The following is a 25,365-nucleotide window of genomic DNA, read 5'->3' as shown; positions in this document are numbered from 1 at the left end:
AGTCTGGAATCCAGCGCTATTTTAGCCGGAGTCCCCCCGGCAAAACTGGCGCAGAGGAAAAATTGATTGCAAACGCAAGCGGCCGGCGCAGGCTAGACGTTGACCGGATCGGGATTGCCCCACAAGGTCTGCAAGGGCGACTCAAAACGCTCACCGCCAGCCGGATCCAGCAACTGGGCGCAGATCACCTTGCCGCCGCGTTCGATCACGCGCACCCGCATTGCAGGACTTTCCCATAAATAGACCCGCCGCCCCCAATCCCAATCGTCGTGCTGTGCCGGACAACCGATGCGCGCGAACAGCTTTTCCATGGGTTGATCGGCGTAGTTGCTCCGATCGCCGAAGAAGCCTTCCAGCTCCTGGCTGGAGCTCGACGCCGGGCTATATTTACGCTTGCCCCAGCTTGGCACGCATTGCTTGAGCAGCGAGCGCGGCACAGCCCAAAGAATCAGTACAACAGTCAACAAGGTAAGAAATATAGTCATTGCATGCAATCCGGCGGAAGCGTCAGACCGGAATTAATCTGTCAATCGTAAATGTGTTGCGAAATCCTGAGGCACTTCAAGGGGCCTCAACTGTTCTACTGGCGTTGCTTAAAAAATCTGAGCGCCCGATGCACTCATCACGCTACTCTTGCTCGCTCATGGCCTGATAAATGTAGGCCGACAAGATCAGGCGATCACGCGCTGTCAGTCCGGCGAATTCGATCCCGTATTTCTGCAGTTGCGGATCGCTGTCGGCCTCCACCGTTCTCAGCACGAACGGCAGATCCAGGCGCAGACTCTCATCGGCTACCGGCGCCACCAGACGCAGTTGTCCGGTGCCGCCTTTCTGCACCTGCAGCTTGCCAGGCAAAGGCGGCGCCAGCACCGAGGCGCCATTGATGCTGAGATCGAGCAACACGGCCGGCAGCGGTTCGGCACTGCCCAAGGCCAGATACCCCTCCTGCGAGACATCGACCCGGGTATCCTGGCGGATCACGGTGCTGCGCACTTCCTTCGGGCACGTCAGATGCATGTAGACGTACGGCGTCTGCTGATGCTTCAGCAATTGCGCGCTGAATGCATAGGCGCGCTTGCCTGTCAGCGCGCGCACCACGAAGGACTGCCCTTCGCGCATGAAGACATATTTGCCATCCTTGACCGGCGCGCTCACCAGCAGACTCTTGCCCGCCAGGCAGCCGATCAGATTGACGCTGTAGCGCAGATTGGCGTCCTCCTTCATCTGCAGCCACAAGGTGTCGCCGATGCGCCAGCGCACATCCTGCAAGGCCACCACGCTTTCACTGCCGCGTACCGCGCCCGATGGTTTCAGATGCCGGCGGCCGGCGGCGGCGCGTTTTTGCAGCACGTCGCGTGCTTGCGGCAACGGCACGGATTCGGTATCCGGCTCGCTGACCCAGTTGCTGTTGCGGTACAAGCCGTCACGCACCAGCCCTTCCAGTTGACCCGCCGTTTCGATGACGGTGCCGCGCGCCAGCAACAGTTCGCCGGCATCGTTATAGATCGGCCATGGTGCGGGTTTCCCCAATATCAATTCGGTCGCGCGGACCGGCACCAGTGAAGTCGAACTCGACATTGTTTTTCCCTTATAGGCCTGCTGAGCCAGGCCAGCGGCGGATTCGTCTTACACGACAAATTTTATTCTCTCGACGGTGATCGGTGACCGTCGTGCAAGGACCTGTATCAGGCCGCGCCGATCTGCGTTACCGCTGCGCTCGCCTCGGCGCTCTTGATGGCCGCCTGGCGCAGAAAGAAATCCTGCACCACCGACAGTTCGCGCGTGCGCTTGAACGGCGGCAGACTTTGCCAGATCCGGCGGCCATAGCCTTTTGAAATCAGGCGCGGATCACACAGCATCAGCACGCCGCGATCGCCTTCGTCACGGATCAGGCGCCCGGCACCCTGCTTCAGATTGATGATGGCCGAGGGCAACTGATGATGCACGAAACCGTTCAGGCCCTGCTTTTCCATTTCGATGATGCGCGCCGCCAGCACCGGATCGTCCGGCGGTGAAAACGGCAGCTTGTCGATGATCACCAAGGACAAGGCATCGCCGCGCACGTCCACGCCTTCCCAGAAACTCTGGCTGCCGATCAGCACGCCGTTGCCGGAAGCGCGGAAGCGATCCAGCAATTCGGTGCGCCCTGCTTCGCCATGCACGAACAGTGGAAACGGCAGCTTGCGCGCCTCGAACTCGGCACGCAGACGCTCGGCCGCGCGATGCACCGCGCGCAAGGTGGTGCACAGAAAGAAGCAGCGGCCGCCGGCCGATTCGATGGCCGGCAAGGCGGCGTCGATCACCGCGTCGGTGTACTCGAATGAGTTCGGTTGCGGCAGGTTCTGCGGCACGTACAGCAAGCCCTGCTGCTCGTAGTCGAAGGGACTCGGCCAGGATTGCGCCGGCTCGTTCCACAACCCCATCTGCGCCGCGTAGTGATTGAAATCCTTCTTCACCGCCAGCGTGGCTGAAGTAAAAATCCAGGAGCGCGGTGAACCTTCGCGCTGCTTGTTGAAGATGGGCGCGATCGACAAAGGCGTGCGATGCAATTGCAGCGAGGACGCGTAGGCTTCGACCCACAGCACGTAAGTCTGCTTTTCTTCGCCGTCCTTCTTGTCACCGTTTTTTTCGCTGCTTTTGTCGCTGTCTTTTTTCGCTGCCGACTTTGCCGGTTTGGCATCGGCGGCCTTCGTCACCTTCACATCCTGCGGACCGTTCCAGCTATCGAGCTGACGCATCAATTCGATCGCCCGGGTACGGCATTGCTCTATCGTCTCAGCGCGCTCGGCATTTTTTTCCAGCACCGCCAGCAACTCGTCCAGGCAATCCTTGAGCGTGTCGAGGGCCGGGAAAAACACGCTGGACGGTGCAATCTGATTCAAGGCCAGCCGTATCGAATCTTCAGGGAAGGCCAGACGCAAATCGCGTGCGGCGCGTTCCACCGGCGACACCACGCGCGGCCAGTCGGCGCCATCGCGCGCGTGCGACAAGCCTTCGGCCAGCACATCGCGGCACAACTCCAGCACTTGCGAAGTCGATACGGTTTCGCCGAAGAACAGCGTGGCGGTTTCCGGCAGTTGATGCGCCTCATCGAAGATCACGGTATTGGCGGCGGGCAGCAATTCAGCGATACCGTTGTCCTTGAGCGCCACGTCGGCAAAAAACAGATGGTGATTGACCACCACCACATCGGCCTGCTGGGCCTCCTTGCGCGCCTTCATGACGAAGCAGTCCTGGTAATACTGGCATTCGGCGCCGAAGCAGGTGTCGCGCGTGGAGGTCACCAGATTCCAGACCGAAGCGGTTTCCGGCACCTGCGTGAGCTCGGCCTTGTCGCCCGAGGAAGTGGTCTTCATGAAGCGCGAAATATCGCGCAGATAACCGACGTCTTCGCGCGCGGTCAGGCGACCGTTCTGCAGCGTGCGTTCCAGATGAAAGTGGCAGACGTAATTCGAACGGCCCTTGAGCAAGGCAATCGAGACCGGCGCATTGAGCGCCTTGCGCACGGTCGGGATATCGCGCATGTAGAGCTGATCCTGCAGCGTCTTGGTGCCGGTCGATACGATCACCTTGCCGCCCCACAGCAAGGCCGGCACCAGATAGGCGAAGGTCTTGCCGGTACCGGTGCCGGCCTCGGCGATCAGTGTGCCCTGGCGCGCGATAGCGCCGGCGATGGCCTTGGCCATTTCGGTCTGTGAATGGCGCGGACGATAGCTGCCGACAGCGCCGCCCAAGGGGCCGCCGGCGCCGAACAAGCGGTCGATTTCGGCATCGTGGATACCTGGCGATTCGGTTACAACGGTATCTTCGATCGAACTCACTGCGGCATGCCTATGGTTGAATATTGGTGATGGGAGAGCGCATCCTGAGGCTACGCCTGAGCCCTGTGGCTCATCGGTGCCAGGGCATGCGCGCTGAGCGCGGCCTGGTAGCAACTGCGCCAAGAACCCGGCGCTTCAGGTACGGCCTTACTGCCGGACGGTTAATGATGCCTGCCATGCAAAAGGCGCCAGATGCGTATTTTACGCGGGTGCACGGCAGCGCGTGGCAGTCTTGCGCGGATCAGCCTTCAGACCAGGCTTTGGGGCCGACGGCGTACGGGGCAAATCGGATTTCTTATTGATGAGCGGGCATCAGGCAACGGCATCCAAAATGAAAACGCTTTGCAAAGACCGCACTCAAGCCGGAATATCCGGCACCAGTTGCATTTTCAGCAAGGCAATATGATCTTTCAGTTGCAGCTTGCGCTTCTTGAGGCGGCGCAGCTGCAATTCTTCGGGACGGGCGTCGCGGGTGAGCATCTCAATCACGTTATCCAGGTCTCGGTGCTCCACTTCCAGTTCGATGATACGGCGCTGAATATCTTCACGATGCGTGATGGTCATATGGGCTCTGAATGATGTCCGAAAGCAAATCCGCGCTTTGGCCGGGGCTCACCGGCGGGAGTTTTGGGCGGACAAAGCTGCAAGGCGACAGTTTAATCCACCCGGGGCGTGGCAACAATCGCCATATGTGCTGTGGCGCAAATGCAAAACCGCCCGCAAGGCGGGCGGCCGGCGATTGCATGGAGCAAATCTGTCGTCCGATGTTGCCGGACGACAGCGCCGCTGATGCAAACGTTGATACGATTATTTGGCGCTTATTTTGCCGGCGTCGCGTTACTGTCGACCGGTTTCTGTCCCTGGCTTTCACGCTTGGCGGCGCGCTCGCGTTCGTTTTCGGCCTTCTTGGCTTCGACGTCCAGCTTGTGCTGCTCAGCATCCTTGATGCGCTGCTGATAGTCCTTGGCATTGGCCGCGCGTTGAGGCGCTTCGGCTGCGTCCTTGGCCTGCTGCGCCTTCATCTTCGCGTCTTGCTCGCGCACGCGGTAATCGGCCGGCACATCCTTTTGCTGATCCTTGCGCTGCTGCACCTGTTGCTGCTTGGCCTGGCTATCCTTCAACGTGCGCGCCGACTTGGCGGCCTTGTCCTTCTGTTCCTGTATGCGCTGGGCGGAATCGGCCTCATCCTTCTTGCGCTGATCGGCCAGCGCGCGATCGCGATCGTCCACCGTGGCCTGACGCTTGTAGGCATTGGCTTCAACTTCGACCTGCTTGATCTTTTTCTCGGACGCGCGATGCTGGTACTTGGCGTCTTCCAGACAGGAAGAGACCAGGAATTTCTTGTAGCAGGCGCGCTGCTCATCCAGATAGATATCGGCCAGCACACCGCGATCCTGCCCTGCTTCGATCAGCGCGCGATCGGCCTGTTCGACGGTATGGATGGAGCCGGACGGATAGCGTTCGTTGAGCGGCGCACGCGCAGCGATTTCATCCCATGCGGGCGACGGCATTGCGGTGCTCGCGGTGGATGCGGTAGCTGTTGCTGCAGCCGCTTGCGACTTCAGCGGCCCTTGCGTTTGAGCCGGAGTTTGAGCCTGCATTTGCGCAGACGCCGCCAGCGGCAATCCGCAAGCCAGCATTGCGCTCAGCTGCAATGTCGCTTGCGCCAGAGTCTGGCGCGTGCGTTTTGAAAAATGACCTTCCATGTCTACCTTGTCCATGTTCAACATCAGGCCAGCCTGTCGGCGGCGAGGCGGCGATCGGAGTCCAGATACTCCTTCGACTGCATTTCAATGATACGTGAAACGGTGCGGTGAAATTCATTCGACAACGTTCCTGCGGTGTAAAGTTCGTCCGGCGCCACTGCGGCCGACATGATCAGCTTGACCTTGTGATCGTAGAACACATCGATCAGCCAGGTGAAACGGCGCGCTTCCGACGACATCGAGGCCGACATCTGCGGAATGCCCGACAGGATCACGGTCTGGAAGCGGCTTGCCAGTTCCAGGTAATCATTCTGCGAGCGCGGGCCGCCGCACAAGGTGGCAAAGTCGAACCAGATCGCGCTGCCGGCGCGGCGCAGGGCCTTGATTTCGCGCGCTTCGATGTGCACGCGCGGATCTTCGTCGGCAGTCTCGGCAACGCCGGAAAAAGCCTGGCGCAGCGCTTCATCGGTTTCTGCATTGAGCGGCGTGTGATAAATCTTGACCTGCTCCAGCACGCGCTTGCGATAGTCGATGCCGGCGTCGATGTTCATCACGTCCAGCTTTTCCTTCAGCAGCGCGATGGTCGGCAGCATGCGGTCGCGATGCAGGCCATCCGGATACAGCGTGCCGGGTTCGTAGTTGGAGGTCATCACGAACGAAACGCCGTGATCGAACAGCGCCTTCAGCAGGTTGTACAAAATCATGGCGTCGGCGATGTCCGACACGTGGAATTCGTCGAAGCAGATCAGGCGGTATTTCTTGGCGATACGCTTGGCCACTTCATCCAGCGGATTGGCGATGCCCTTGAGCTCGTCCAGCTGGCGATGCACCTCGCGCATGAATTCGTGGAAGTGCAGGCGCGTCTTGCGCGCCAGCGGTACCACGGAATAGAAGCTGTCCATCAGGAAAGATTTGCCGCGCCCGACGCCGCCCCACATGTAGACGCCACGCGGCACATCAGGGCGATTGATCAGCCGCTTGAAGGTGCTGGAGCGCTGCGCCTTGAAATCCACCCATTCTTCATAGGCGCGCTGCAGCCTATCGATGGCGCGCTGCTGGGCTTCATCCGATGTATAGCCGCGCTCGGCCAGCGCATGATCGTAAAACTCGCGGACATTCATGATTCAGTTTTTCATTCCGTTTTTTCCGGCGCCATCTTACCGCATTCGCAGGCGGCACCGGCGGTCGGTGCGCCAGACCATCAACGACGATCTGGCAGGAAAATAAAAATGGGCGAGCCAGGCTCACCCATTTTCACTTCATCCCAAGGATGTGCATTGGCTTGCGCCAATGAACATCATCAGAAGTTCAGTGCACGCTTGTCGACTGCCAGCGCTGCTTCCTTGGTCGCTTCCGACAGCGAAGGGTGAGCATGGCAGATACGCGCGATGTCTTCCGCCGACGCGCGGAACTCCATCGCCACGACGGCTTCGGAGATCAGTTCCGAGGCCATTGGGCCGACGATGTGCACGCCGAGGATTTCATCGGTCTTGGCATCGGCCAGGAACTTGACCATGCCCGAGGTATCGCCCAGCGCACGTGCGCGGCCGTTCGCCAGGAACGGGAAAGTGCCGGCCTTGTAAGCAATGCCTTCGGCCTTCAGTTGCTGCTCGGTCTTGCCGACCCAGGAGATTTCCGGCGAAGTGTAGATCACCCAAGGGATGGTATTGAAGTTGACGTGACCATGCTGACCGGCGATACGCTCGGCCACCGCAACGCCTTCTTCTTCCGCCTTGTGCGCCAGCATCGGGCCGCGCACCACGTCACCCACCGCCCACACGTTCGGCAGATTGGTCTTGCAATCGCCGTCGACTGCGATGAAGCCGCGCTCGTCCAGCTTCAGGCCAACGCCTTCGGCATTCAGACCGTTGGTGTTCGGAGTACGGCCGATCGAGATGATCAGCTTGTCGAACACGGCCTTTTGCGCATTGCCCTTGTCGTCCGCGTATTCCACGGTGACATCCTTCTTGCCGGCCTTGATTTCGCCGATCTTCACGCCCAGGTTGATCGCCAGGCCTTGCTTGACCAGCAGCTTGTGCGCTTCCTTGGCAATCTGTTCGTCAACCGCGCCGAGGAAAGTCGGCAGCGCTTCCAGCACGGTCACTTCCGCGCCCAGACGACGCCAGACCGAACCCATTTCGAGGCCGATCACGCCGGCGCCGATCACGCCCAGCTTCTTCGGCACTTCGGTGATGGCCAGTGCACCTGTGTTCGACAGGATCAGTTCTTCATCGAACGGAGCACCCGGCAATGCGCGTGCATTGGAACCAGTCGCAACGATGATGTGCTTGGCGGTGACGCTTTCTTCAGTCGCGCCTGCCACCTTGATTTCATAGCCGTTGGCATCGCCCTTGACGAAAGAACCGCGACCATGGAAAAAGGTGACCTTGTTCTTCTTGAACAGGTACAGGATGCCGTCGTTGTTTTGCTTGACCACGGTGTTCTTGCGACCCAGCATTTGCGGCAGGTTCAGGCTCAGACCCTTGACATCGATGCCGTGGTCCTTGAATGCGTGACCGGCATGCTCATAGTGCTCCGACGACTGCAGCAGCGCCTTGGATGGAATGCAACCAACGTTGGTGCAAGTGCCGCCAGGAGCAGGACCGCCCTTTTCATTCTTCCACTCATCGATACACGCCGTGCTGAAACCCAGTTGTGCTGCACGGATGGCCGCAATGTAGCCGCCAGGACCACCGCCGATGACGACCACGTCAAAATTCTTGCTCATGTTTTTTTTCCTAACTTTGTGTGTCGCGGACAAACACTCCGCGGATACAAAAAAGCGCTGAACGAAACAAGCCGTTCAGCGCGTAGCCGGCTTTGTGGCATGGCAGGCAAGCGTAGCGAGCGCCCCGAGGTCGTCGCGAGAAGCGCAGCCGTACGGTTGTACGGCGAGCATCACAGCGGCGAGATCGGGTCGCGCAGTAGCTTGCCTGGCATGCATTACAAGTCGAGCAGCAGTCGTGCCGGATCTTCCAGCGCTTCCTTGATCGCCACCAGGCTCAGGACGGCTTCACGGCCGTCGATGATGCGGTGGTCGTAGGACAGTGCAAAGTAGTTCATCGGGCGCACCACGATCTGACCGTTTTCAACCACGGCGCGATCCTTGGTGGCGTGAATGCCCAGAATCGCCGATTGCGGCGGGTTGATGATCGGGGTCGACAGCATCGAACCGAAAGTACCGCCGTTCGACACGGTGAAGGTGCCGCCGGTCATTTCTTCGATCGACAGCTTGCCGTCCTTGGCCTTTTGACCGAATTCGACAATCTTCTTTTCGATGTCGGCGATCGACAGCTGATCTGCATCACGCAGAACAGGCACCACCAGACCGCGCGGCGAACCGACGGCGACGCCGACGTCGAAGTAGCCGTGGTAGACGATGTCGTTGCCGTCAACCGAGGCGTTCACGATCGGGTATTTCTTCAGTGCGTGCACCACGGCCTTGACGAAGAAGGACATGAAGCCCAGCTTGACGCCGTGTTCTTTTTCGAAGCGATCCTTGTACTTGGCGCGCAGGTCCAGCACAGGTTGCATGTTCACTTCGTTGAACGTGGTCAGAATCGCGTTGGTTGCTTGCGATTGCAGCAGACGCTCAGCCACGCGTGCGCGCAGACGACTCATCGGCACGCGCTCTTCAGGACGGTTTTCCAGACCTGCCTTGATCGGCGCAGCAACTTGTTGCAGTGCCGGTTTGGCAGCAGCGGGAGCCGCTGCTGGTGCAGCTGCCTTCGGTGCGCTGACTGCGCCCAGCACGTCGCCCTTGGTCACGCGGCCATCTTTGCCGGTGCCGGTCACTTGCGAGGTGCTCATGTTGTTGTCGGCCAGCAGCTTGGCTGCGGCAGGCATCGCGACATCCGACTTGGTGGCCGATGCGGGTGCAGCGGCAGGTGTCGGTTCGTTCAAAGCAGGTTGTGGTACTGGCAGCGGCTTGACTTCCAGCGGGCTGACTTGTGCGGAGGCTTCAGTATCCAGAATTGCGATGACTTCGCCGGCGACGACAGTAGCGCCATCCGACTTGATGATCTGGGTGATCACGCCGTCAGCTGGCGACGGCAGTTCGAGCACAACCTTGTCGGTCTCGATGTCGATCATGTTTTCGTCACGAGTGACGGGCTCGCCAACCTTCTTGTGCCACTGCAGCAGAGTTGCTTCAGCAACGGATTCTGACAATTGCGGGACTTTTACTTCGATTTGTGCCATGTAACTTCTCCGATTCGGGTTATTCGTTTCAACGAACGGCTACGCGCTGCCCTCGCAGCGCGTAGCGTTTCAATGTGGGTTTATTTGGTCAGGACAAAGCCCTTGAGCTTGGAAAATGCAGTCTCGATCAACGCCTTTTGCTGCGCATAGTGCTTGTCGTAGTAACCGACGGCAGGCGATGCGCTGGCCGGACGGCCTGCATAGGCGAGCTTTTGACCTTCGCTCAGGTTTTCAAAGATGTTGTGCTGAATTTGCAGCCATGCACCTTGGTTTTGCGGTTCATCCTGCGTCCACACCAGTTCATTGAAGTTCGGGAACTGCTTGAGGGCGGCGGCGAATGCCTTGTGCGGGAACGGATACAGCTGCTCCACACGGATGATCGCGGTATCGGTCTGGGCACGTTCCTTACGGGCGTTGACCAGATCGTAGTACACCTTGCCGGAGCAAGCGACGATGCGCTTGACCTTCTTTGGATCGATCTTGTCGTCCTGCTCGGGGATCACGGTCTGGAACGAACCCTTGGCCAGATCGGCCAGCGGCGAACCGGCATCCTTGTTACGCAGCAGCGACTTCGGCGTCAGGATGATCAGCGGCTTGCGGAACAGGCGGATCATCTGGCGACGCAGCAGGTGGAAAATCTGCGCAGCGGTAGTCGGCTGCACCACTTGCATGTTGTTGTCTGCACACAGTTGCAGATAACGCTCGAGACGCGCGGACGAGTGCTCAGGACCCTGGCCTTCGTAACCGTGCGGCAGCATCTGCACCAGACCGGAAGCACGGCCCCACTTCACTTCGCCGGAGCTGATGAACTGATCCATGACAACCTGAGCGCCGTTGGCGAAGTCGCCGAACTGCGCTTCCCAGATGGTCAGAGTGTTTGGCTCTGCAGTCGAATAACCGTATTCAAAACCCAGCACCGCTTCTTCCGACAGCACCGAGTCGATCACCGTGAATGGCGATTGACCCTCGGCTACGTTTTGCAGCGGCACGTAAGTACCTGCATCCCAACGTTCGCGGTTCTGATCGTGCAGCACGGCGTGACGGTGAACGAAGGTACCGCGACCTGCATCCTGGCCGGTCAGACGGATTGCGTAACCCGACGACACCAGTGTTGCATAGGCCAGATGTTCGCCCATGCCCCAGTCCAGATTCATCTCGCCACGCGCCATGGCTGCGCGGTCGTTGATGACCTTTTCAACCAGCGCGTGCGCCTTGAAGCCTTCAGGAATGGTGGTGATCTTGGCGCCCAGGCGCTTCAGCTCAGCCAGCGGCACGGCGGTTTCTGCAGCGTCGGTCCACTTGCGGTTCAGGAACGGCAGCCAGTCGACGGCGTACTTGCTCTTGAAATTGGTCAGCACCGGATCGATGGTGTGCTTGCCGGCATCCATCGCATCGCGGAAGGCCTTGACCATGACTTCGCCGCCATCGGCAGGAATGGTGCCTTGGGCAGACAGCTTGTCGGCGTACAGCTTGCGGGTGCCCGGGTGTTGCGCAATCTTCTTGTACATCAGCGGCTGAGTCAGCGCCGGCGTGTCTTGCTCGTTGTGACCCAGCTTGCGGAAGCAGATGATGTCGACGACGATGTCTTTCTTGAACTGCATGCGGTAATCGACAGCGATCTGGGTCGCGAATACCACCGCTTCCGGATCATCGCCGTTGACGTGCAGTACAGGCGCTTCGATCATCTTGACCACGTCCGAGCAGTACAGCGTCGAACGGGAGTCGCGTGGGTCGGATGTGGTGAAACCGATCTGGTTGTTGATCACGATGTGCACGGTGCCGCCGGTGCCGTAACCACGAGTCTGCGCCAGATTCAGGGTTTCCATCACAACGCCCTGGCCGGCGAAAGCTGCATCGCCGTGCACCAGGATCGGCAACACTTGCGCGCCATCCTTGTCGCCGCGACGCTCCATACGCGCCTTGACCGAACCTTCAACCACAGGGTTGACGATTTCCAGGTGCGATGGATTGAACGCCAGCGACAGGTGAACCGGGCCGCCTGGGGTGCTGATGTCGGACGAGAAACCTTGGTGATATTTGACGTCGCCGGCCGGCAGGTCATCAGCGTGATGGCCTTCGAACTCGGAGAACAATTCTTGAGGGGTCTTGCCCAGGATGTTGACCAGCACATTCAGACGACCGCGGTGGGCCATGCCGATCACGATTTCCTGCACACCCTTTTCGCCGGCGCGCTGGATGGTTTCATCCAGCGAGGCGATGAAGCTTTCGCCGCCTTCCAGCGAGAAACGCTTCTGGCCGACATACTTGGTATGGAGGTAACGTTCCAGACCTTCAGCTGCCGTCAGGCGATCCAGAATGTGCTTTTTCTTTTCCGGCGAGAAGTTCGGCACGGCACGGGTTGGCTCCAGACGTTCCTGGATCCAGCGCACTTCGTCCGGCGCAGAGATGTAGGTGAATTCAGCGCCGATCGAACGGCAGTAGGTATCGCGCAGGGAATTCAACAGATCGCGCAGGGATGCGGTCTCGCTGCCGAAGTAGGTATTGTTGATATTGAACACGATATCCATGTCGGCGTCGGAGAAGCCGTAAAACGCTGGATCGAGTTCAGGGATGCTTGGACGTTCCTGGCGTTGCAGCGGGTCCAGATTGGCAAAGCGCGAACCGAGGTCACGATAGCCGGCGATCAATTGCGTTGCAGCAACACGCTTGCGACCCATTTCGGAGTCGGCGGAAGCAACTACGGTACGGATCGGGCCTTGCTTTGCACGTTCGGCGAACGAAGCGATGACGGGCGCGTGAGCGACGTCCGGGCGGTTCGAACCATCGGTGGCAGGCACATGCTGCACCGCGTCGAAATAGGCGCGCCAGTTGTCGGGTACGGATCCGGGATTATTGAGATAGGCTTCGTACAGTTCTTCCAGGTACGGAGCGTTCCCACCGAAGAGGTAGGAGTTGAGGTTGTACTGCTCGTAGAGCTGCGTCATGCTTGCTCACCTTTCTTCGCGTTTCGCGAGATTAGCGGGTTCTCTTTAACCTTCCGCGACACGGCCTGACCGGTTAGCGGATTGCACATCAAGTTGTGGGGGAAGGACCTTGTCTACCTGAATTTTTTCTATACATCCAGTCAGCGCTGTCCGAATTATATATCCTTCTTTCCAATAAAAAAGCGAATCCTCAGGATTCGCTTTTTTATTTATTGCTATTGCAGCTTATTGCCACATCGGCTTGAAAACGCCGACACAGGCCGTTTCGTCTATCTTGTCAGGCACGCTTCTATTACCTGGACAGCGCTGTTTTTTCCCCTGCCCGCCTTTGCCTGATGCTCGGAGCCAAGGTATCTGGACAGGTTAAAAAATGAAACGCTCGTGCTTTAGTGGCTATCAGCCGCGCTTGTCGATAGGCGTCACGTCGCGATGCGCCGAACCGACAAACAACTGACGTGGACGGCCGATCTTTTGCTCCGGATCCGAAATCATTTCGTTCCATTGCGCGATCCAGCCGACGGTGCGCGCCATCGCGAAGATGCAAGTGAACATCGACGTCGGGATGCCCAGCGCGCGCTGCACGATACCCGAGTAGAAGTCGACGTTCGGGTACAGCTTGCGCGATACGAAATAGTCGTCTTCCAGCGCGATCTTTTCCAGTTCCATGGCCAGCTTGAACAATGGGTCGTCATGCAGACCCAGTTCATTGAGCACTTCGTAGCAGGTTTCACGCATCAGCTTGGCGCGTGGATCGTAGTTCTTGTAGACGCGGTGACCGAAGCCCATCAGCTTGACGCCGGAGTTCTTGTCCTTCACTTGCTTGATGAACTCAGGAATCTTGTCGACCGAACCGATGCTTTCCAGCATGGTCAGTGCGGCTTCGTTGGCGCCGCCGTGTGCAGGGCCCCACAGGCAAGCGATACCGGCTGCGATACACGCAAACGGATTGGCGCCCGAAGAACCGGCCAGACGCACGGTCGAAGTCGATGCGTTCTGCTCGTGGTCTGCGTGCAGGATCAGGATACGATCCAGCGCGCGCACCAGCACGTCGTTGACCTTGTACTCTTCGCATGGATTGGCAAACATCATGCGCATGAAGTTGGCGCTGTACGACAGGTCGTTGCGCGGATACACGAACGGCTGACCGATGTTGTACTTGTAAGCCATGGCGACCAGCGTCGGCAGCTTGGCGATCATGCGGATCGCCGAAACGTCACGGTGCTTAGGATTGCTGATGTCCAACGAGTCGTGATAGAACGCCGACAGCGCACCGACCGAACCGGTCAGCACAGCCATCGGGTGAGCGTCACGGCGGAAGCCGCGGAAGAAGAAATTCATTTGCTCATGCACCATGGTGTGCTGAGTCACGGTTTCGACGAACTCTTCCTTCTGCGTTGCAGTCGGCAGTTCGCCGTGCAGCAACAGGTAGCAGGTTTCCAGGAAGTCGCAGTTGACCGCCAGTTGCTCGATCGGGTAACCGCGGTACAGCAGCTCACCCTTGTCGCCGTCGATGTAGGTGATCGACGAATTACATGCCGCAGTCGACATGAAGCCCGGGTCATAAGTGAATTTGCCGGTGGCGCCGTACAACTTGCGAATATCGATTACGTCCGGGCCGATGGTGCCCTTGTAGACAGGAAAATCTACGGATGAGGACCCGTCGGAGAACGACAGGGTAGCTTTGATATCAGTATTAGACATAGCTTTTCCTTTTGCTGAGAGATGAAACCGTTAATCAAAGACCGCGAACCGGTTTCCTGTAGCGCCACTGCACTACCGGGCCTGGAACGCTTTTGAGCAAAATCTGCCCGGCTTTTGGCCGGGCGCGAGATCGGGCAGATCAGGCATTACGCAATTTTTTCAGCAACGCATGTACATGCGGCAAATCCACTGCTGCATCGGGCTCCTTGCGAGCCAGCAGCAGCTCCATCAAATCGATGTCCGTCAGATCCATCAGACGCGAAAACGCGTCCACTTCATCGTCCGTCATTCTCTCTTCGTTTTCGTCGAGATAGCGGGTCAGAATCAGATCGTTCTCCAGCAAACCACGGCGCGCGCGCCAGCGCAGACGCGCTCTTTTTGCCGGATCTTCCTGATGACGGATAGTCATTAAAGCACTCACTTCCATACTATGACCGGATCGCGCCGGCCCGCCTGAACACCGTCTTTACTGCCAACCAGACGGCGCGGAGACGGGAATCATCCCGTCTCCGCCTTACAGCATCTTGACAGCTGTTCTTACACCGCGCGACGAACCATCAGTTCCTTGATCTTGCCGATCGCCTTGTTCGGGTTCAATCCCTTGGGGCAGACATCGACGCAGTTCATGATGGAACGGCAACGGAACAAGCGATACGGATCTTCCAGCTCATCCAGACGCTGACCGGTCGCCTGATCGCGGCTGTCGGCGATGAAGCGGTAGGCCTGCAGCAGGCCGGCAGGACCGACGAACTTGTCCGGATTCCACCAGAACGACGGGCACGATGTCGAGCAGCAGGCGCACAGAATGCACTCATACACGCCATCCAGCTCTTCGCGCTGTTCAGGCGACTGCAGACGTTCCTTTTCAGGTGGAATGCTGTCGTTGATCAGGTAAGGCTTGATCGAATCGTATTGCTTGAAGAAGTTGGTCATGTCCACGATCAGATCGCGGATCACCGGCAAACCTGGCAGCGGCTTCAGAACGATAGGCTCCGACAGCTCATTCAGGTTGGTGGTGCAGGCCAGACCGTTCTTGCCGTTGATGTTCATGGCGTCGGAACCGCACACGCCTTCACGGCAGGAGCGGCGCAGCGCCAGCGAATCATCGACATCGGACTTGATGCGTTGCAGGGCATCCAGCAACATTTTGTCGGTCGGCTTCAGCTCAACCGTCAGATCCTGCATGTACGGCTTGTCGTCCTTGTCCGGATCGTAACGGTAGATTTTGAATTTCAGAGTGCGAGTCATGTTGCGACCTCTTAGAAAGTACGTGCTTTAGGTTTAAATGTCTCAACGGTCAGCGGCTGCAGATTGACCGGCTTGTAGTCGAGACGATTCCCCTCGGAAAACCACAGTGTGTGCTTGAGCCAGTTCACGTCGTCGCGCTGCTCGAAATCGCTGTGCGCGTGGGCGCCGCGGGATTCCTTGCGAGCGGCAGCCGATGTGATGGTGGCCTTGGCGGTTTCGATCAGGTTGCCCAGTTCCAGCGCTTCGACTCGCGCCGTGTTGAACACCTTGGACTTGTCCTTGAACGAAACATGCTTGCGGCGCTCGTCCAGCTCCATGATCTTTTGGGCGCCTTCGTTGAGCAAGGCATCGGTACGGAACACGCCGCAGTACTTTTGCATGGTGGCGCGAATGTCGTTGGCGACATCCTGCACGCGCTCGGAACCGGTGCTGGTTTCCAGACGTGCCACACGCTCCATCACGCGATCGATTGCATCAGCCGGAACCGGCTTGTGGCTACGATCCTGCAGACGGCTTTCAACGATGTGATTGCCGGCGGCACGACCGAACACCACCAGATCCAGCAGCGAGTTGGTGCCCAGACGATTGGCGCCGTGCACCGATACGCAGGCGCATTCGCCGATGGCGTACATGCCCTGCACCACTTCCTTGTACGAACCATTCTTTGGCGCAACCACCTGACCATACACGTTGGTCGGGATACCGCCCATCTGATAGTGAATGGTCGGCACGACAGGAATCGGTTCCTTGGTGGCGTCGACGTTGGCAAACTTGTGCGCGATTTCCAGAATCGACGGCAGACGCTTCTGAATGGTTTCAGCGCCGATGTGACGCAGATCCAGCAGCACGTGATCCCTGTGCTGACCGACGCCGCGGCCTTCCTTGATTTCCTGGTCCATCGAACGCGACACGAAGTCGCGCGGCGCCAGATCCTTCAGCGTCGGCGCATAGCGCTCCATGAAACGTTCACCGTTGCTGTTGATCAGGATGCCGCCTTCGCCGCGCACGCCTTCAGTAATCAGCACGCCTGCACCAGCCACGCCGGTCGGGTGGAACTGCCAGAACTCCATATCCTGCAGTGGCAGGCCGGCGCGTGCCGCCATGCCCATGCCATCGCCGGTATTGATGAAGGCGTTGGTCGAAGCCGCCCAGATGCGACCGGCGCCGCCGGTAGCAAACAGCGTCGTCTTCGCGTGCAGCATCATGATTTCGCCGGTTTCCATTTCCAGCGCCACCACGCCGATCACATCGCCTTCGTTGTCGCGGATGATGTCGATCGCCATCCATTCAACGAAGAAGTGAGTCTTGGCGCGGACGTTGCGCTGATACAGCGTGTGCAGCAGTGCATGACCGGTACGGTCGGCTGCAGCACAGGCACGCTGCACCGGCTTTTCACCGAAATTCGCAGTGTGACCGCCGAACGGGCGCTGATAAATGGTGCCGTCCGGATTACGGTCGAAAGGCATGCCGAAGTGTTCCAGCTCGTAGACGGCCTTCGGTGCTTCGCGGCACATGAATTCGATGGCATCCTGGTCGCCCAGATAGTCCGAACCCTTGACGGTGTCGAACATGTGCCAGTACCAGTTGTCTTCCGACATATTGCCCAGCGAAGCGCCGATACCGCCCTGAGCGGCGACCGTGTGCGAGCGGGTCGGGAAAACCTTGGACAGAACTGCCACGTTCAGACCGGCCTCAGCCAGTTGCAACGAAGCACGCATGCCGGAACCGCCGGCGCCGACGATGACCGCGTCAAAGCGACGGGTAGTGATTGTGGATTTGATAGCAGCCACGATTACATTCTCCACAAAATCTGCGCCGCCCATCCGGCGCAACCGATCAGCCACAGAATAGTGGCAACTTGCAAGACCAGACGCAGTGCGACCGGTTTGACGTAGTCCATCCAGATGTCGCGCACGCCGATCCAGGCGTGATAGAACAGCGCCATGAATGCAACGAAGGTGGCGATCTTGAACCATTGATGCGACAGCAGCGCCGCCCAGCCTTCATAGCTGAAATGCGTCGAGGTCAGGAAGCACACCAGCAGAATCACCGTGTACACCGCCATCACAACCGCGGTGGCGCGTTGCGCCAGCCAGTCACGCAGGCCGTAATGCGCGCCGACGACCAGGCGCTTCGATCCGATATTGTTGTTTGCCATTTTTTAGAATGCTCCGAACAGTTTCAATGCAACCACGATCATCAGCGTGATGCTGACGACCAGAACGCCGGTCGACGACTTGCGCGCGCTGTCCTTGTCCAGACCGATGTGGTTGTCCATGATCAGATGGCGAATGCCGGCGCAGAAGTGGTGGAGATAGGCCCAGGACAGAGCCAGAATGATCAGCTTGACGAACCAGTTGGAAGCAAAGCCCTTGAGATATTCGAAGGTGCCTTCGGATAGCAGGCTGTTATCCAGCAGATACAGGATGAACGGCAGCATCAGGAACAGGAACAGCCCGCTGATGCGGTGCATGATCGAGACCAGCGCAGCCAGCGGCATACGGTAACCAGCAATTTGGGTAAGGTGTATGTTACGAAATTGCGGCCGTTGTGGTTTAGCGGCTTCAGACATACAAGGTTCTCCTCAGATTAAAACAATCTTGCAATTTTCGCCGATTTTACAAATCATCACCAACAATTATTCTGCTGCGCAGCAAACCGGTGCATCCCCGCACAGCCCCTTCCGGCGCACTTGAATACGAGCAACATCCGCACTCCAAGCACCGCAAAAGGCACAGTCAGCTAAGCTCGCTCTGGTAGTGATAATTCATCGTCAAATACAAACCGCGCCGCATTTCCACCGGCTTGTCGCCATAGGTAAAGGAAGCGCGATCCACACTCAACAATGGCGTTTGGGGCGGAACGCCCAGTAATTTCGCAGACTCCGGATCCGCCCCCACGGCACGAATCTGCTCTTCAGCGCGAATCATGCGTGTCCCGAACTCCGATTCAAAGAGACCGTACAGCGGCCCTTTGTATTCCATCAGGCGCTCCGCGGTCAGGCCCTTAAAGATAAGGCCCGGCAACCAGATTTCTTCTAGGATGGTCGGAACGCTGTTGAAAGATTTTACCCGCTTGATGAAAATCACCGAGTCGCCGGATTTGATATCCAGTTGCCGCGCCACTTCGGCCGGCGCGCGCATGCGCTTGGTTTCGATGATTTTGTTCTCAGGACGCTGCGGCTCGTCGCTGTCGGCCATCAGCCGAAGGAAGCGGAACTGCGCCTGAGTTTCGTGATGCGTGGCGACGAAGGTGCCTTTACCTTGCCGCCGCACCACCAGATTTTCTGCAGCCAGTTCATCGATGGCTTTGCGCACCGTGCCCTGACTGACCTTGAAGCGATTGCCGAGCTCCACCTCGCTGGGGATCAGCTCGCCCGGCTTCCACTCACCCGACTCCAGACGCTGAGTGATCAGCGCCTTGATTTGCTGATATAGCGGACTGAAAGTCGGCGCTGCGCTGACAACAGTAGAGCCCACGCCTTGCGCGTCACTGGAATTCGAATTGGGCTGAACGTTGCTCATAGGCCGAGATTTCACCACAAAACCTTCCCCGACGTCCAGCACAAACTATTAAATAAGATGTCTTATATAAGATATAAGATAGCCATTGACAGGCTGCGCATGCAAGCCTAAACTCGCGAGCAGATTTTGCAGTAATGCGCGTAACGCGCAGCCAGCCGGCGCCGCCTTGATGACTATTGCATGAAATCGGCGCCACCGCAAAATGCGGCGAAAAAGTAATTGAGATTCATTCGCATTTTGCGCAAGCCAGCGTGAATTCATATGTAAGAAATCGGCAGCCCTGCTCTTACATATATTAAGCCACATCGGAAAATCGAAGAGACGCGCAAGAGGCGAAAGCAACTGACTCGCCGCGTTTTCAACGGTATGATGGCGGTCTAATAAGAATACGAGGAAGTCGCGCATTTTGCGCAAACAAGAAGCAACCGCAGACGGCCTTGCCGCGCAATGCGCGACGTGACCGCAACGGAAACTTCAATGCAGTCCGGAATGCTTTTTTTCATCACCTCTTTGGAGATTCAACATGGCTAAAGCCCCCAAGCGTGTCGCCGTCACCGGCGCCGCCGGTCAAATCGGTTATTCCCTGCTGTTCCGCATCGCCAACGGCGATCTGCTCGGCAAAGACCAGCCGGTCATTCTGCAACTGCTGGAAATCCCTGATGAAAAGGCCCAGAAGGCGCTCAAGGGCGTGATCATGGAAATTGACGACTGTGCATTCCCGCTGCTGGCTGGCGTGACTGCACACAGCGATCCGATGACCGCATTCAAGGATGCCGACATCGCTCTGCTGGTCGGCGCACGTCCGCGCGGCCCAGGCATGGAACGCAAGGATCTGCTGGAAGCGAACGCACAAATCTTCACCGTGCAAGGCAAGGCACTGGATGCAGTCGCTTCGCGCGACGTCAAAGTACTGGTGGTCGGCAACCCAGCCAACACCAACGCTTACATCGCCATGAAGTCGGCACCTAACCTGCCAGCCAAGAATTTCACCGCCATGCTGCGCCTGGACCACAACCGCGCGCTGTCGCAAGTTGCAGCCAAGATCGGCCAACCAGTGTCGGCCATCGAGAAGCTGTGCGTCTGGGGCAACCACTCGCCAACCATGTACGCCGACTATCGTTTCGCTACCGCAGACGGCAAGGCAGTCAAGGATCTGATCAACGATCAGGTCTGGAACAAGGACACCTTCCTGCCCACAGTGGGCAAGCGCGGCGCAGCGATCATCGAAGCGCGCGGGCTGTCCTCGGCAGCCTCGGCAGCCAACGCAGCGATCGATCACGTGCATGACTGGATCCTCGGCACCAACGGCAAGTGGACCACCATGGGTGTGCCATCCGACGGTTCCTACGGCATTCCTGAAGGCACCATGTTCGGCTTCCCGGTGACTACCGAGAACGGCGAATACAAGATCGTTCAAGGTCTGGAAATCGATGAGTTCTCGCAAGAACGCATCAACATCACGCTCAAGGAATTGTCCGAAGAGCGCGAAGGCGTCAAACATCTGGTCGGCTAATTGATCAGTGCGCGGCGTGCGGATGTCCGCCGCCGCGCCATTTCGAATACCTAACGAATTCAATCAGCAGCAATGCATCCCTCCCAGGTCTTGTTCCCAGGTCAGCAGCAACCGGTATCGCTTCCGGTTTGCGATCATTACGCCGGATCAGAAAAACTGATGCGCAAGTCGATCGCCCTGCAACAGGAACTCGGCCCTATTTTCGATATCACGCTCGATTGCGAAGACGGCGCCAGCGCCGGCAATGAAGCCGCTCACGCGCAACTGGTCGCGTCGCTCATCGCCGGTCCGGAAAACCGACACCGCCGCATCGGCGCCCGCGTTCACGACGTCGGCAGCCGCCACTTCGAGCAAGACGTTTCCATCATCTGCTCCACCGCCGCGCAAGCGCTGGCCTTTGTCATGCTGCCCAAGCCGGAGAGCGTGGACGATGTGCTGCGCGCGCTGGATGCGATCAATCGCAAGGCACAGCCGGCCGGGCGCGATGCGCTGCCGCTGCATGTCCTGATCGAGACCCATGGAGCACTGGCCGACGCGCACAAGATCGCGGCGTTGCCGCAGGTGGAATCGCTCTCTTTTGGCGTGATGGATTTCGTTTCCGCACATTACGGTGCGATTCCGAGCGCGGCGATGCGCTCGCCAGGACAATTCGACCATCCGCTGGTGCGCCGCGCCAAGCTGGAAATTACCGCCGCCTGCCATGCGCACGGCAAGGTGCCATCGCATAACGTGACCACCGACATCAAGAATCCCGCCACCGTCAGCGCCGATGCGCGACGCGCGGCATCAGAATTCGGCTACACCCGGATGTGGAGCATTCATCCGGATCAGATCAGACCGATCGTGCAAGCCATGTCGCCTTCCGTCGAGGAAGCCGATGAAGCGGCACACATTTTGCTCAAGGCTCAGGCAGTGCAATGGGGTCCGATTCAGCATCAAGGGAATCTGCACGACCGGGCAAGTTACCGCTATTACTGGTCCATCCTGCAACGGGCACACGCCGCCGGCGTGCGTCTGGCGCCGGATGCGGCCAGCCTGTTTCCGGCTGCGGCCGGGCAGCAGTGAAAGCGGCCCTTCGACAGTATCAAAGCAATCATTCATTCCGAAAAGAGTTAGCAGTTACATGAAAAAATACCTGACCGCCGTTGCCCTTCTGAGCGCCCTGTTTGCAGCCGCCGGCATCCATTCCGCCGTCGCGCAGACTAGCCAGACCAGCGACACCACCAAGACGAAGACGACCACGGCCAAGAAGAAGGCCCCCGTCAAGAAGAAGTCCGGCACCAAAGCCAAGGCAGGCGCAGCTGCCGCCGCGGCCGCTGCACCGGCCGCCGCCAAGATGCCCTTCTCGTCCGAAGCTGAAGATGACGAAAGCGAACCGGAACTGGGCGGCACCAAGTCGGCGGACTTCAATTGCGAACTGAGCCAGAAACTGACCATCTGGAAGAACGACGACGATGACAAGCACATCGCCATTCGCTGGAACAAGCGTATTCATCGCCTGACCCGCGTCTCAACCACGACCGGCGCCAACCGTTTTGAAAATCGCAAGATGGGCCTGGTCTGGATCGGCATCCCGGCCAAGGGCATTCTGCTCGACTCGAAAAAGGGTCAGCAGTTGGCCAATGAATGCAAGAACGCCGACCAGCAGGCAGCAGCTGCAGCCCCCGTGGCTGTGGCGGCAGCGCCCAAGAGCTGAGCCGGCAACAGCCATCGACTGAACCGTTTGCAACACCCGTTTTAAGTTTTTGAATCAGGCATTACCGCGCAGCATTGCAAAGCAAACCAGATTCGACTAGCTAACACCACCAATAGCCATCTAAGGAGAAGAGGCCATGTCCCGCAACACATTGAACACCCTTAAGGAATTCAAGATTTCCGGTTCCAAGAAAGGCAAGTTCTACTCCCTGCCCGCCCTGGAAAAAAAACTTGGCGTCAACATCTCCCGTTTGCCGGTTTCCATCCGTATCGTGCTGGAATCCGTCCTGCGTAACTGCGACGGTCAGAAAGTCACCGAAGAGCACGTCAAGCAATTGGCGAACTGGGGCGCCAAGGCCGCCCGCGTTGACGAAATCCCGTTCGTGGTGGCACGCGTGGTGCTGCAAGACTTCACCGGCGTTCCGCTGCTGGCCGACCTGGCTGCGATGCGCAACGTCGCCAGCAAGCTGGGCAAGAATCCGAAGAACATCGAACCGCTGGTGCCGGTCGACCTGGTCGTTGACCACTCGGTACAGATCGATCACTTCCGCGAAAAGAAGGCGCTGGACCTGAACATGAAGCTGGAATTCTCGCGCAACAACGAGCGCTACCAGTTCATGAAGTGGGGCATGCAGGCATTCGACACTTTCGGCGTTGTGCCTCCGGGCTTCGGCATCGTGCACCAGGTGAATCTGGAATACCTGGCGCGCGGCGTGCACAACAAGACCGGCGTCTACTACCCTGACACACTGGTCGGTACTGACTCGCACACCACCATGATCAACGGTATCGGCGTGGTCGGTTGGGGCGTGGGCGGCATCGAGGCGGAAGCCGGCATGCTGGGCCAGCCGGTCTACTTCCTGACACCGGACGTGGTCGGCGTGAACCTGACCGGCCAGCTGCGCGAAGGCTGCACCGCAACCGATCTGGTGCTGACCATCACCGAACTGCTGCGCAAGACCAAGGTCGTGGGCAAGTTTGTCGAATTCTTCGGCGAAGGCACCAAGTCGCTGTCGCTGACCGACCGCGCCACCATCGCCAACATGGCGCCGGAATACGGCGCGACCATGGGCTTCTTCCCGGTCGACGAAGCAACCATCGACTACTTCAAGGGCACTGGCCGCACCAAGGCTGAAATCGACGCGTTCGAGTCCTATTTCAAGGCACAGAACCTGTTCGGTATTCCAAAGGCCGGCGACATCGACTTCACCAACGAAGTGTCGCTGGATCTGGGCACCGTGGCACCGTCGCTGGCAGGTCCGAAGCGTCCGCAAGACCGTATCGAAATCGGCAACGTCAAGTCGACCTTCGCCGACCTGTTCGTCAAGCCGGTCGCAGAAAACGGCTTCAACAAGAAGATCGAAGATCTGACCGCGAACTACACCAACACCGATGGCGTGAATGTGAAGAACGGCGACGTGCTGATCGCCGCGATCACATCCTGCACCAACACCTCGAATCCGAGCGTGCTGCTGGCCGCGGGCCTGCTGGCCAAGAAGGCGGTGGAAGCCGGCTTGAAGGTTGCTCCGCACATCAAGACTTCGCTGGCCCCTGGCTCGCGCGTCGTGACCAAGTATCTGGAAGCGGCAGGCCTGCTGGGCTATCTGGAAAAACTGGGCTTCGGCGTGACCGCTTACGGTTGCACCACTTGCATCGGCAACGCCGGTGACCTGACGCCTGCAATGAACGAAGCCATCGTCAAGAACGACATCGTGGCGTCTGCCGTGCTGTCGGGTAACCGCAACTTCGAAGCACGGATTCACCCGAACATCCGTTCGAACTTCCTGGCGTCGCCTCCGCTGGTTGTGGCTTACGCCATCGCCGGTAACGTCAATGTCGACCTGATGACACAGCCGGTCGGCAAGGGCAAGGGCGGCAAGGAAATCTTCCTGGGCGACATCTGGCCGACTTCGCAAGAAATCGAAAAGCTGCTGAAGTTTGCGATGAACGCGAAGGTCTTCAAAGAGAACTACGCCGACGTCAAGGGCGCTCCTGGCAAGCTGTGGGAAGCCATCAAGGGTGTGGCCGCAGGCCAGGTCTACAACTGGCCAAGCTCGACTTACATCGCTGAACCGCCGTTCTTCGAAAACTTCACCGAAGTGCCGACTGCAGCCGCAACCGGCATCACCGGCGCCCGCGCGCTGGGCGTGTTCGGCGACTCGATCACCACCGACCACATCTCCCCGGCCGGTTCGATCAAGGACTCCAGCCCTGCCGGCAAGTGGCTGCAAGCCAACGGCGTGTTGAAGGCAGACTTCAACTCCTACGGCTCGCGTCGCGGCAACCACGAAATCATGATGCGCGGCACCTTCGCCAACGTACGCATCAAGAATCTGATGGTGCCAGGCATTGAAGGCGGCGTGACAGTGCATCAGCCTAGCGGCGAACAAATGGCGATCTATGATGCAGCCATGAAGTACGTTGGCGACGGCGTGCCAACCATGGTGTTCGGCGGCGAAGAGTACGGTACCGGCTCCTCGCGTGACTGGGCTGCCAAGGGCACTCAGCTGCTGGGCGTGAAGGCTGTGATCACCCGCTCCTTCGAGCGTATCCACCGCTCGAACCTGGTTGGCATGGGCGTGTTGCCGCTGCAATTCCTCGGCACCGACAGCGTGCAGACGCTGGGCATCACAGGCGAAGAAACTTTCGACCTGAAGGGCCTGGAAGGCGAGATCAAGCCACAGCAGGAAGCTACTCTGGTGATCCATCGCAAGAACGGTGAAACCAAGGAAGTCAAACTGCTGCTGCGCATCGATACACCGATCGAAGTGGACTACTACAAGCACGGCGGCATTCTGCCATTCGTGCTGCGTCAACTGCTGGCGGCCTGATTCAAGGCCATTCAGCAAGGACACCCCGCACTGCGGGGACGCAAGACAAAAAACGCCGGTTTCTACCGGCGTTTTTTATTGCCCGCCGACATGCGCGCGGCCTATCTATACAGCGGCCCGGAATCAATCACCGCAAGGGATGGGCGGCAAATCAACTACAATACTAGGCTTGTTCACCGTC

General features: G+C 58.6%; 20 protein-coding genes. 4 read left to right on the top strand and 16 right to left on the bottom strand.

The genetic code is table 11. The features are described 5' to 3' along the window. Positions 1 to 92: 92 nt before the first annotated feature. The 16 genes from PQR62_RS04270 to PQR62_RS04195 all read right to left on the bottom strand — a co-directional run bounded on the left by PQR62_RS04270 (position 93) and on the right by PQR62_RS04195 (position 19,145). Entirely contained in the window at positions 93 to 485 is a 393-nt protein-coding gene (locus PQR62_RS04270; protein WP_408155151.1) for a hypothetical protein, read from the bottom strand. 142 nt (positions 486 to 627) lie between these two features. Next, positions 628 to 1,578, bottom strand: coding sequence for a flagellar brake protein (locus PQR62_RS04265; protein WP_408155149.1), 951 nt, complete (start codon positions 1,576 to 1,578; stop codon positions 628 to 630). 107 nt (positions 1,579 to 1,685) lie between these two features. After that, positions 1,686 to 3,821: a DNA repair helicase YoaA gene (yoaA, locus tag PQR62_RS04260; RefSeq protein ID WP_408155147.1), complete on the bottom strand. Its 2,136-nt coding sequence runs from the start codon at positions 3,819 to 3,821 to the stop codon at positions 1,686 to 1,688. A 357-nt stretch (positions 3,822 to 4,178) separates the two neighbouring features. Further along, entirely contained in the window at positions 4,179 to 4,385 is a 207-nt protein-coding gene (locus tag PQR62_RS04255; protein ID WP_408155145.1) for a YdcH family protein, read from the bottom strand. 254 nt (positions 4,386 to 4,639) lie between these two features. Then, positions 4,640 to 5,542, bottom strand: coding sequence for a hypothetical protein (locus PQR62_RS04250; protein WP_408155143.1), 903 nt, complete (start codon positions 5,540 to 5,542; stop codon positions 4,640 to 4,642). 8 nt (positions 5,543 to 5,550) lie between these two features. After that, a complete protein-coding gene (zapE, locus tag PQR62_RS04245; RefSeq protein ID WP_408155141.1) occupies positions 5,551 to 6,648 on the bottom strand; it encodes a cell division protein ZapE in 1,098 nt (365 codons plus the stop codon). Between the two features lie 179 nt (positions 6,649 to 6,827). Continuing rightward, complete coding sequence (gene lpdA, locus PQR62_RS04240; RefSeq protein ID WP_408155139.1) at positions 6,828 to 8,255, bottom strand: dihydrolipoyl dehydrogenase; 1,428 nt, start codon at positions 8,253 to 8,255, stop codon at positions 6,828 to 6,830. A 215-nt stretch (positions 8,256 to 8,470) separates the two neighbouring features. After that, positions 8,471 to 9,727, bottom strand: a complete 1,257-nt coding sequence (gene odhB / locus PQR62_RS04235) for a 2-oxoglutarate dehydrogenase complex dihydrolipoyllysine-residue succinyltransferase (RefSeq protein WP_408155137.1) — start codon at positions 9,725 to 9,727, stop codon at positions 8,471 to 8,473. An 80-nt stretch (positions 9,728 to 9,807) separates the two neighbouring features. Further along, on the bottom strand, positions 9,808 to 12,672 hold the full coding sequence (locus tag PQR62_RS04230; RefSeq protein ID WP_408155135.1) for a 2-oxoglutarate dehydrogenase E1 component: 2,865 nt from the start codon (positions 12,670 to 12,672) through the stop codon (positions 9,808 to 9,810). Between the two features lie 396 nt (positions 12,673 to 13,068). Beyond that, positions 13,069 to 14,373, bottom strand: a complete 1,305-nt coding sequence (gltA, locus tag PQR62_RS04225; RefSeq protein ID WP_408155133.1) for a citrate synthase — start codon at positions 14,371 to 14,373, stop codon at positions 13,069 to 13,071. Positions 14,374 to 14,512: 139 nt separating this feature from the next. Then, positions 14,513 to 14,782 carry an FAD assembly factor SdhE gene (locus PQR62_RS04220; RefSeq protein WP_408155726.1) on the bottom strand — a complete coding sequence of 90 codons (270 nt, stop codon included), beginning with the start codon at positions 14,780 to 14,782 and terminating at the stop codon, positions 14,513 to 14,515. Between the two features lie 128 nt (positions 14,783 to 14,910). Then, a complete protein-coding gene (locus tag PQR62_RS04215) occupies positions 14,911 to 15,621 on the bottom strand; it encodes a succinate dehydrogenase iron-sulfur subunit (protein ID WP_408155131.1) in 711 nt (236 codons plus the stop codon). An 11-nt stretch (positions 15,622 to 15,632) separates the two neighbouring features. Then, entirely contained in the window at positions 15,633 to 17,411 is a 1,779-nt protein-coding gene (sdhA, locus tag PQR62_RS04210) for a succinate dehydrogenase flavoprotein subunit (RefSeq protein ID WP_408155129.1), read from the bottom strand. A gap of 2 nt (positions 17,412 to 17,413) precedes the next feature. Continuing rightward, positions 17,414 to 17,779 carry a succinate dehydrogenase, hydrophobic membrane anchor protein gene (gene sdhD / locus PQR62_RS04205; RefSeq protein ID WP_408155127.1) on the bottom strand — a complete coding sequence of 122 codons (366 nt, stop codon included), beginning with the start codon at positions 17,777 to 17,779 and terminating at the stop codon, positions 17,414 to 17,416. A gap of 3 nt (positions 17,780 to 17,782) precedes the next feature. Then, positions 17,783 to 18,193, bottom strand: a complete 411-nt coding sequence (sdhC, locus tag PQR62_RS04200; protein ID WP_408155125.1) for a succinate dehydrogenase, cytochrome b556 subunit — start codon at positions 18,191 to 18,193, stop codon at positions 17,783 to 17,785. 166 nt (positions 18,194 to 18,359) lie between these two features. After that, positions 18,360 to 19,145: a GntR family transcriptional regulator gene (locus tag PQR62_RS04195; protein WP_408155123.1), complete on the bottom strand. Its 786-nt coding sequence runs from the start codon at positions 19,143 to 19,145 to the stop codon at positions 18,360 to 18,362. 523 nt (positions 19,146 to 19,668) lie between these two features. On the opposite strand from PQR62_RS04195, the gene PQR62_RS04190 reads away from it, so the two are divergent. The 4 genes from PQR62_RS04190 (at position 19,669) to acnA (ending at position 25,184) form a co-directional block, all read left to right on the top strand. Further along, a complete protein-coding gene (locus PQR62_RS04190; protein ID WP_050477250.1) occupies positions 19,669 to 20,658 on the top strand; it encodes a malate dehydrogenase in 990 nt (329 codons plus the stop codon). Positions 20,659 to 20,730: 72 nt separating this feature from the next. Next, positions 20,731 to 21,723 (top strand): HpcH/HpaI aldolase/citrate lyase family protein, encoded by a 993-nt coding sequence (locus PQR62_RS04185; protein ID WP_408155121.1) that lies wholly within the window; start codon positions 20,731 to 20,733, stop codon positions 21,721 to 21,723. A 58-nt stretch (positions 21,724 to 21,781) separates the two neighbouring features. Then, positions 21,782 to 22,354 (top strand): hypothetical protein, encoded by a 573-nt coding sequence (locus PQR62_RS04180; protein WP_408155119.1) that lies wholly within the window; start codon positions 21,782 to 21,784, stop codon positions 22,352 to 22,354. Positions 22,355 to 22,490: 136 nt separating this feature from the next. Beyond that, entirely contained in the window at positions 22,491 to 25,184 is a 2,694-nt protein-coding gene (acnA, locus tag PQR62_RS04175) for an aconitate hydratase AcnA (protein ID WP_408155117.1), read from the top strand. The last annotated feature ends 181 nt before the right edge of the window (positions 25,185 to 25,365 follow it).

Origin of the sequence: Herbaspirillum lusitanum, assembly GCF_046025995.1 — a bacterium.
GTDB classification, from domain to species: Bacteria; Pseudomonadota; Gammaproteobacteria; order Burkholderiales; family Burkholderiaceae_D; genus Herbaspirillum; species Herbaspirillum lusitanum_A.
This window is presented reverse-complemented; position numbering and strand designations above follow the sequence as displayed.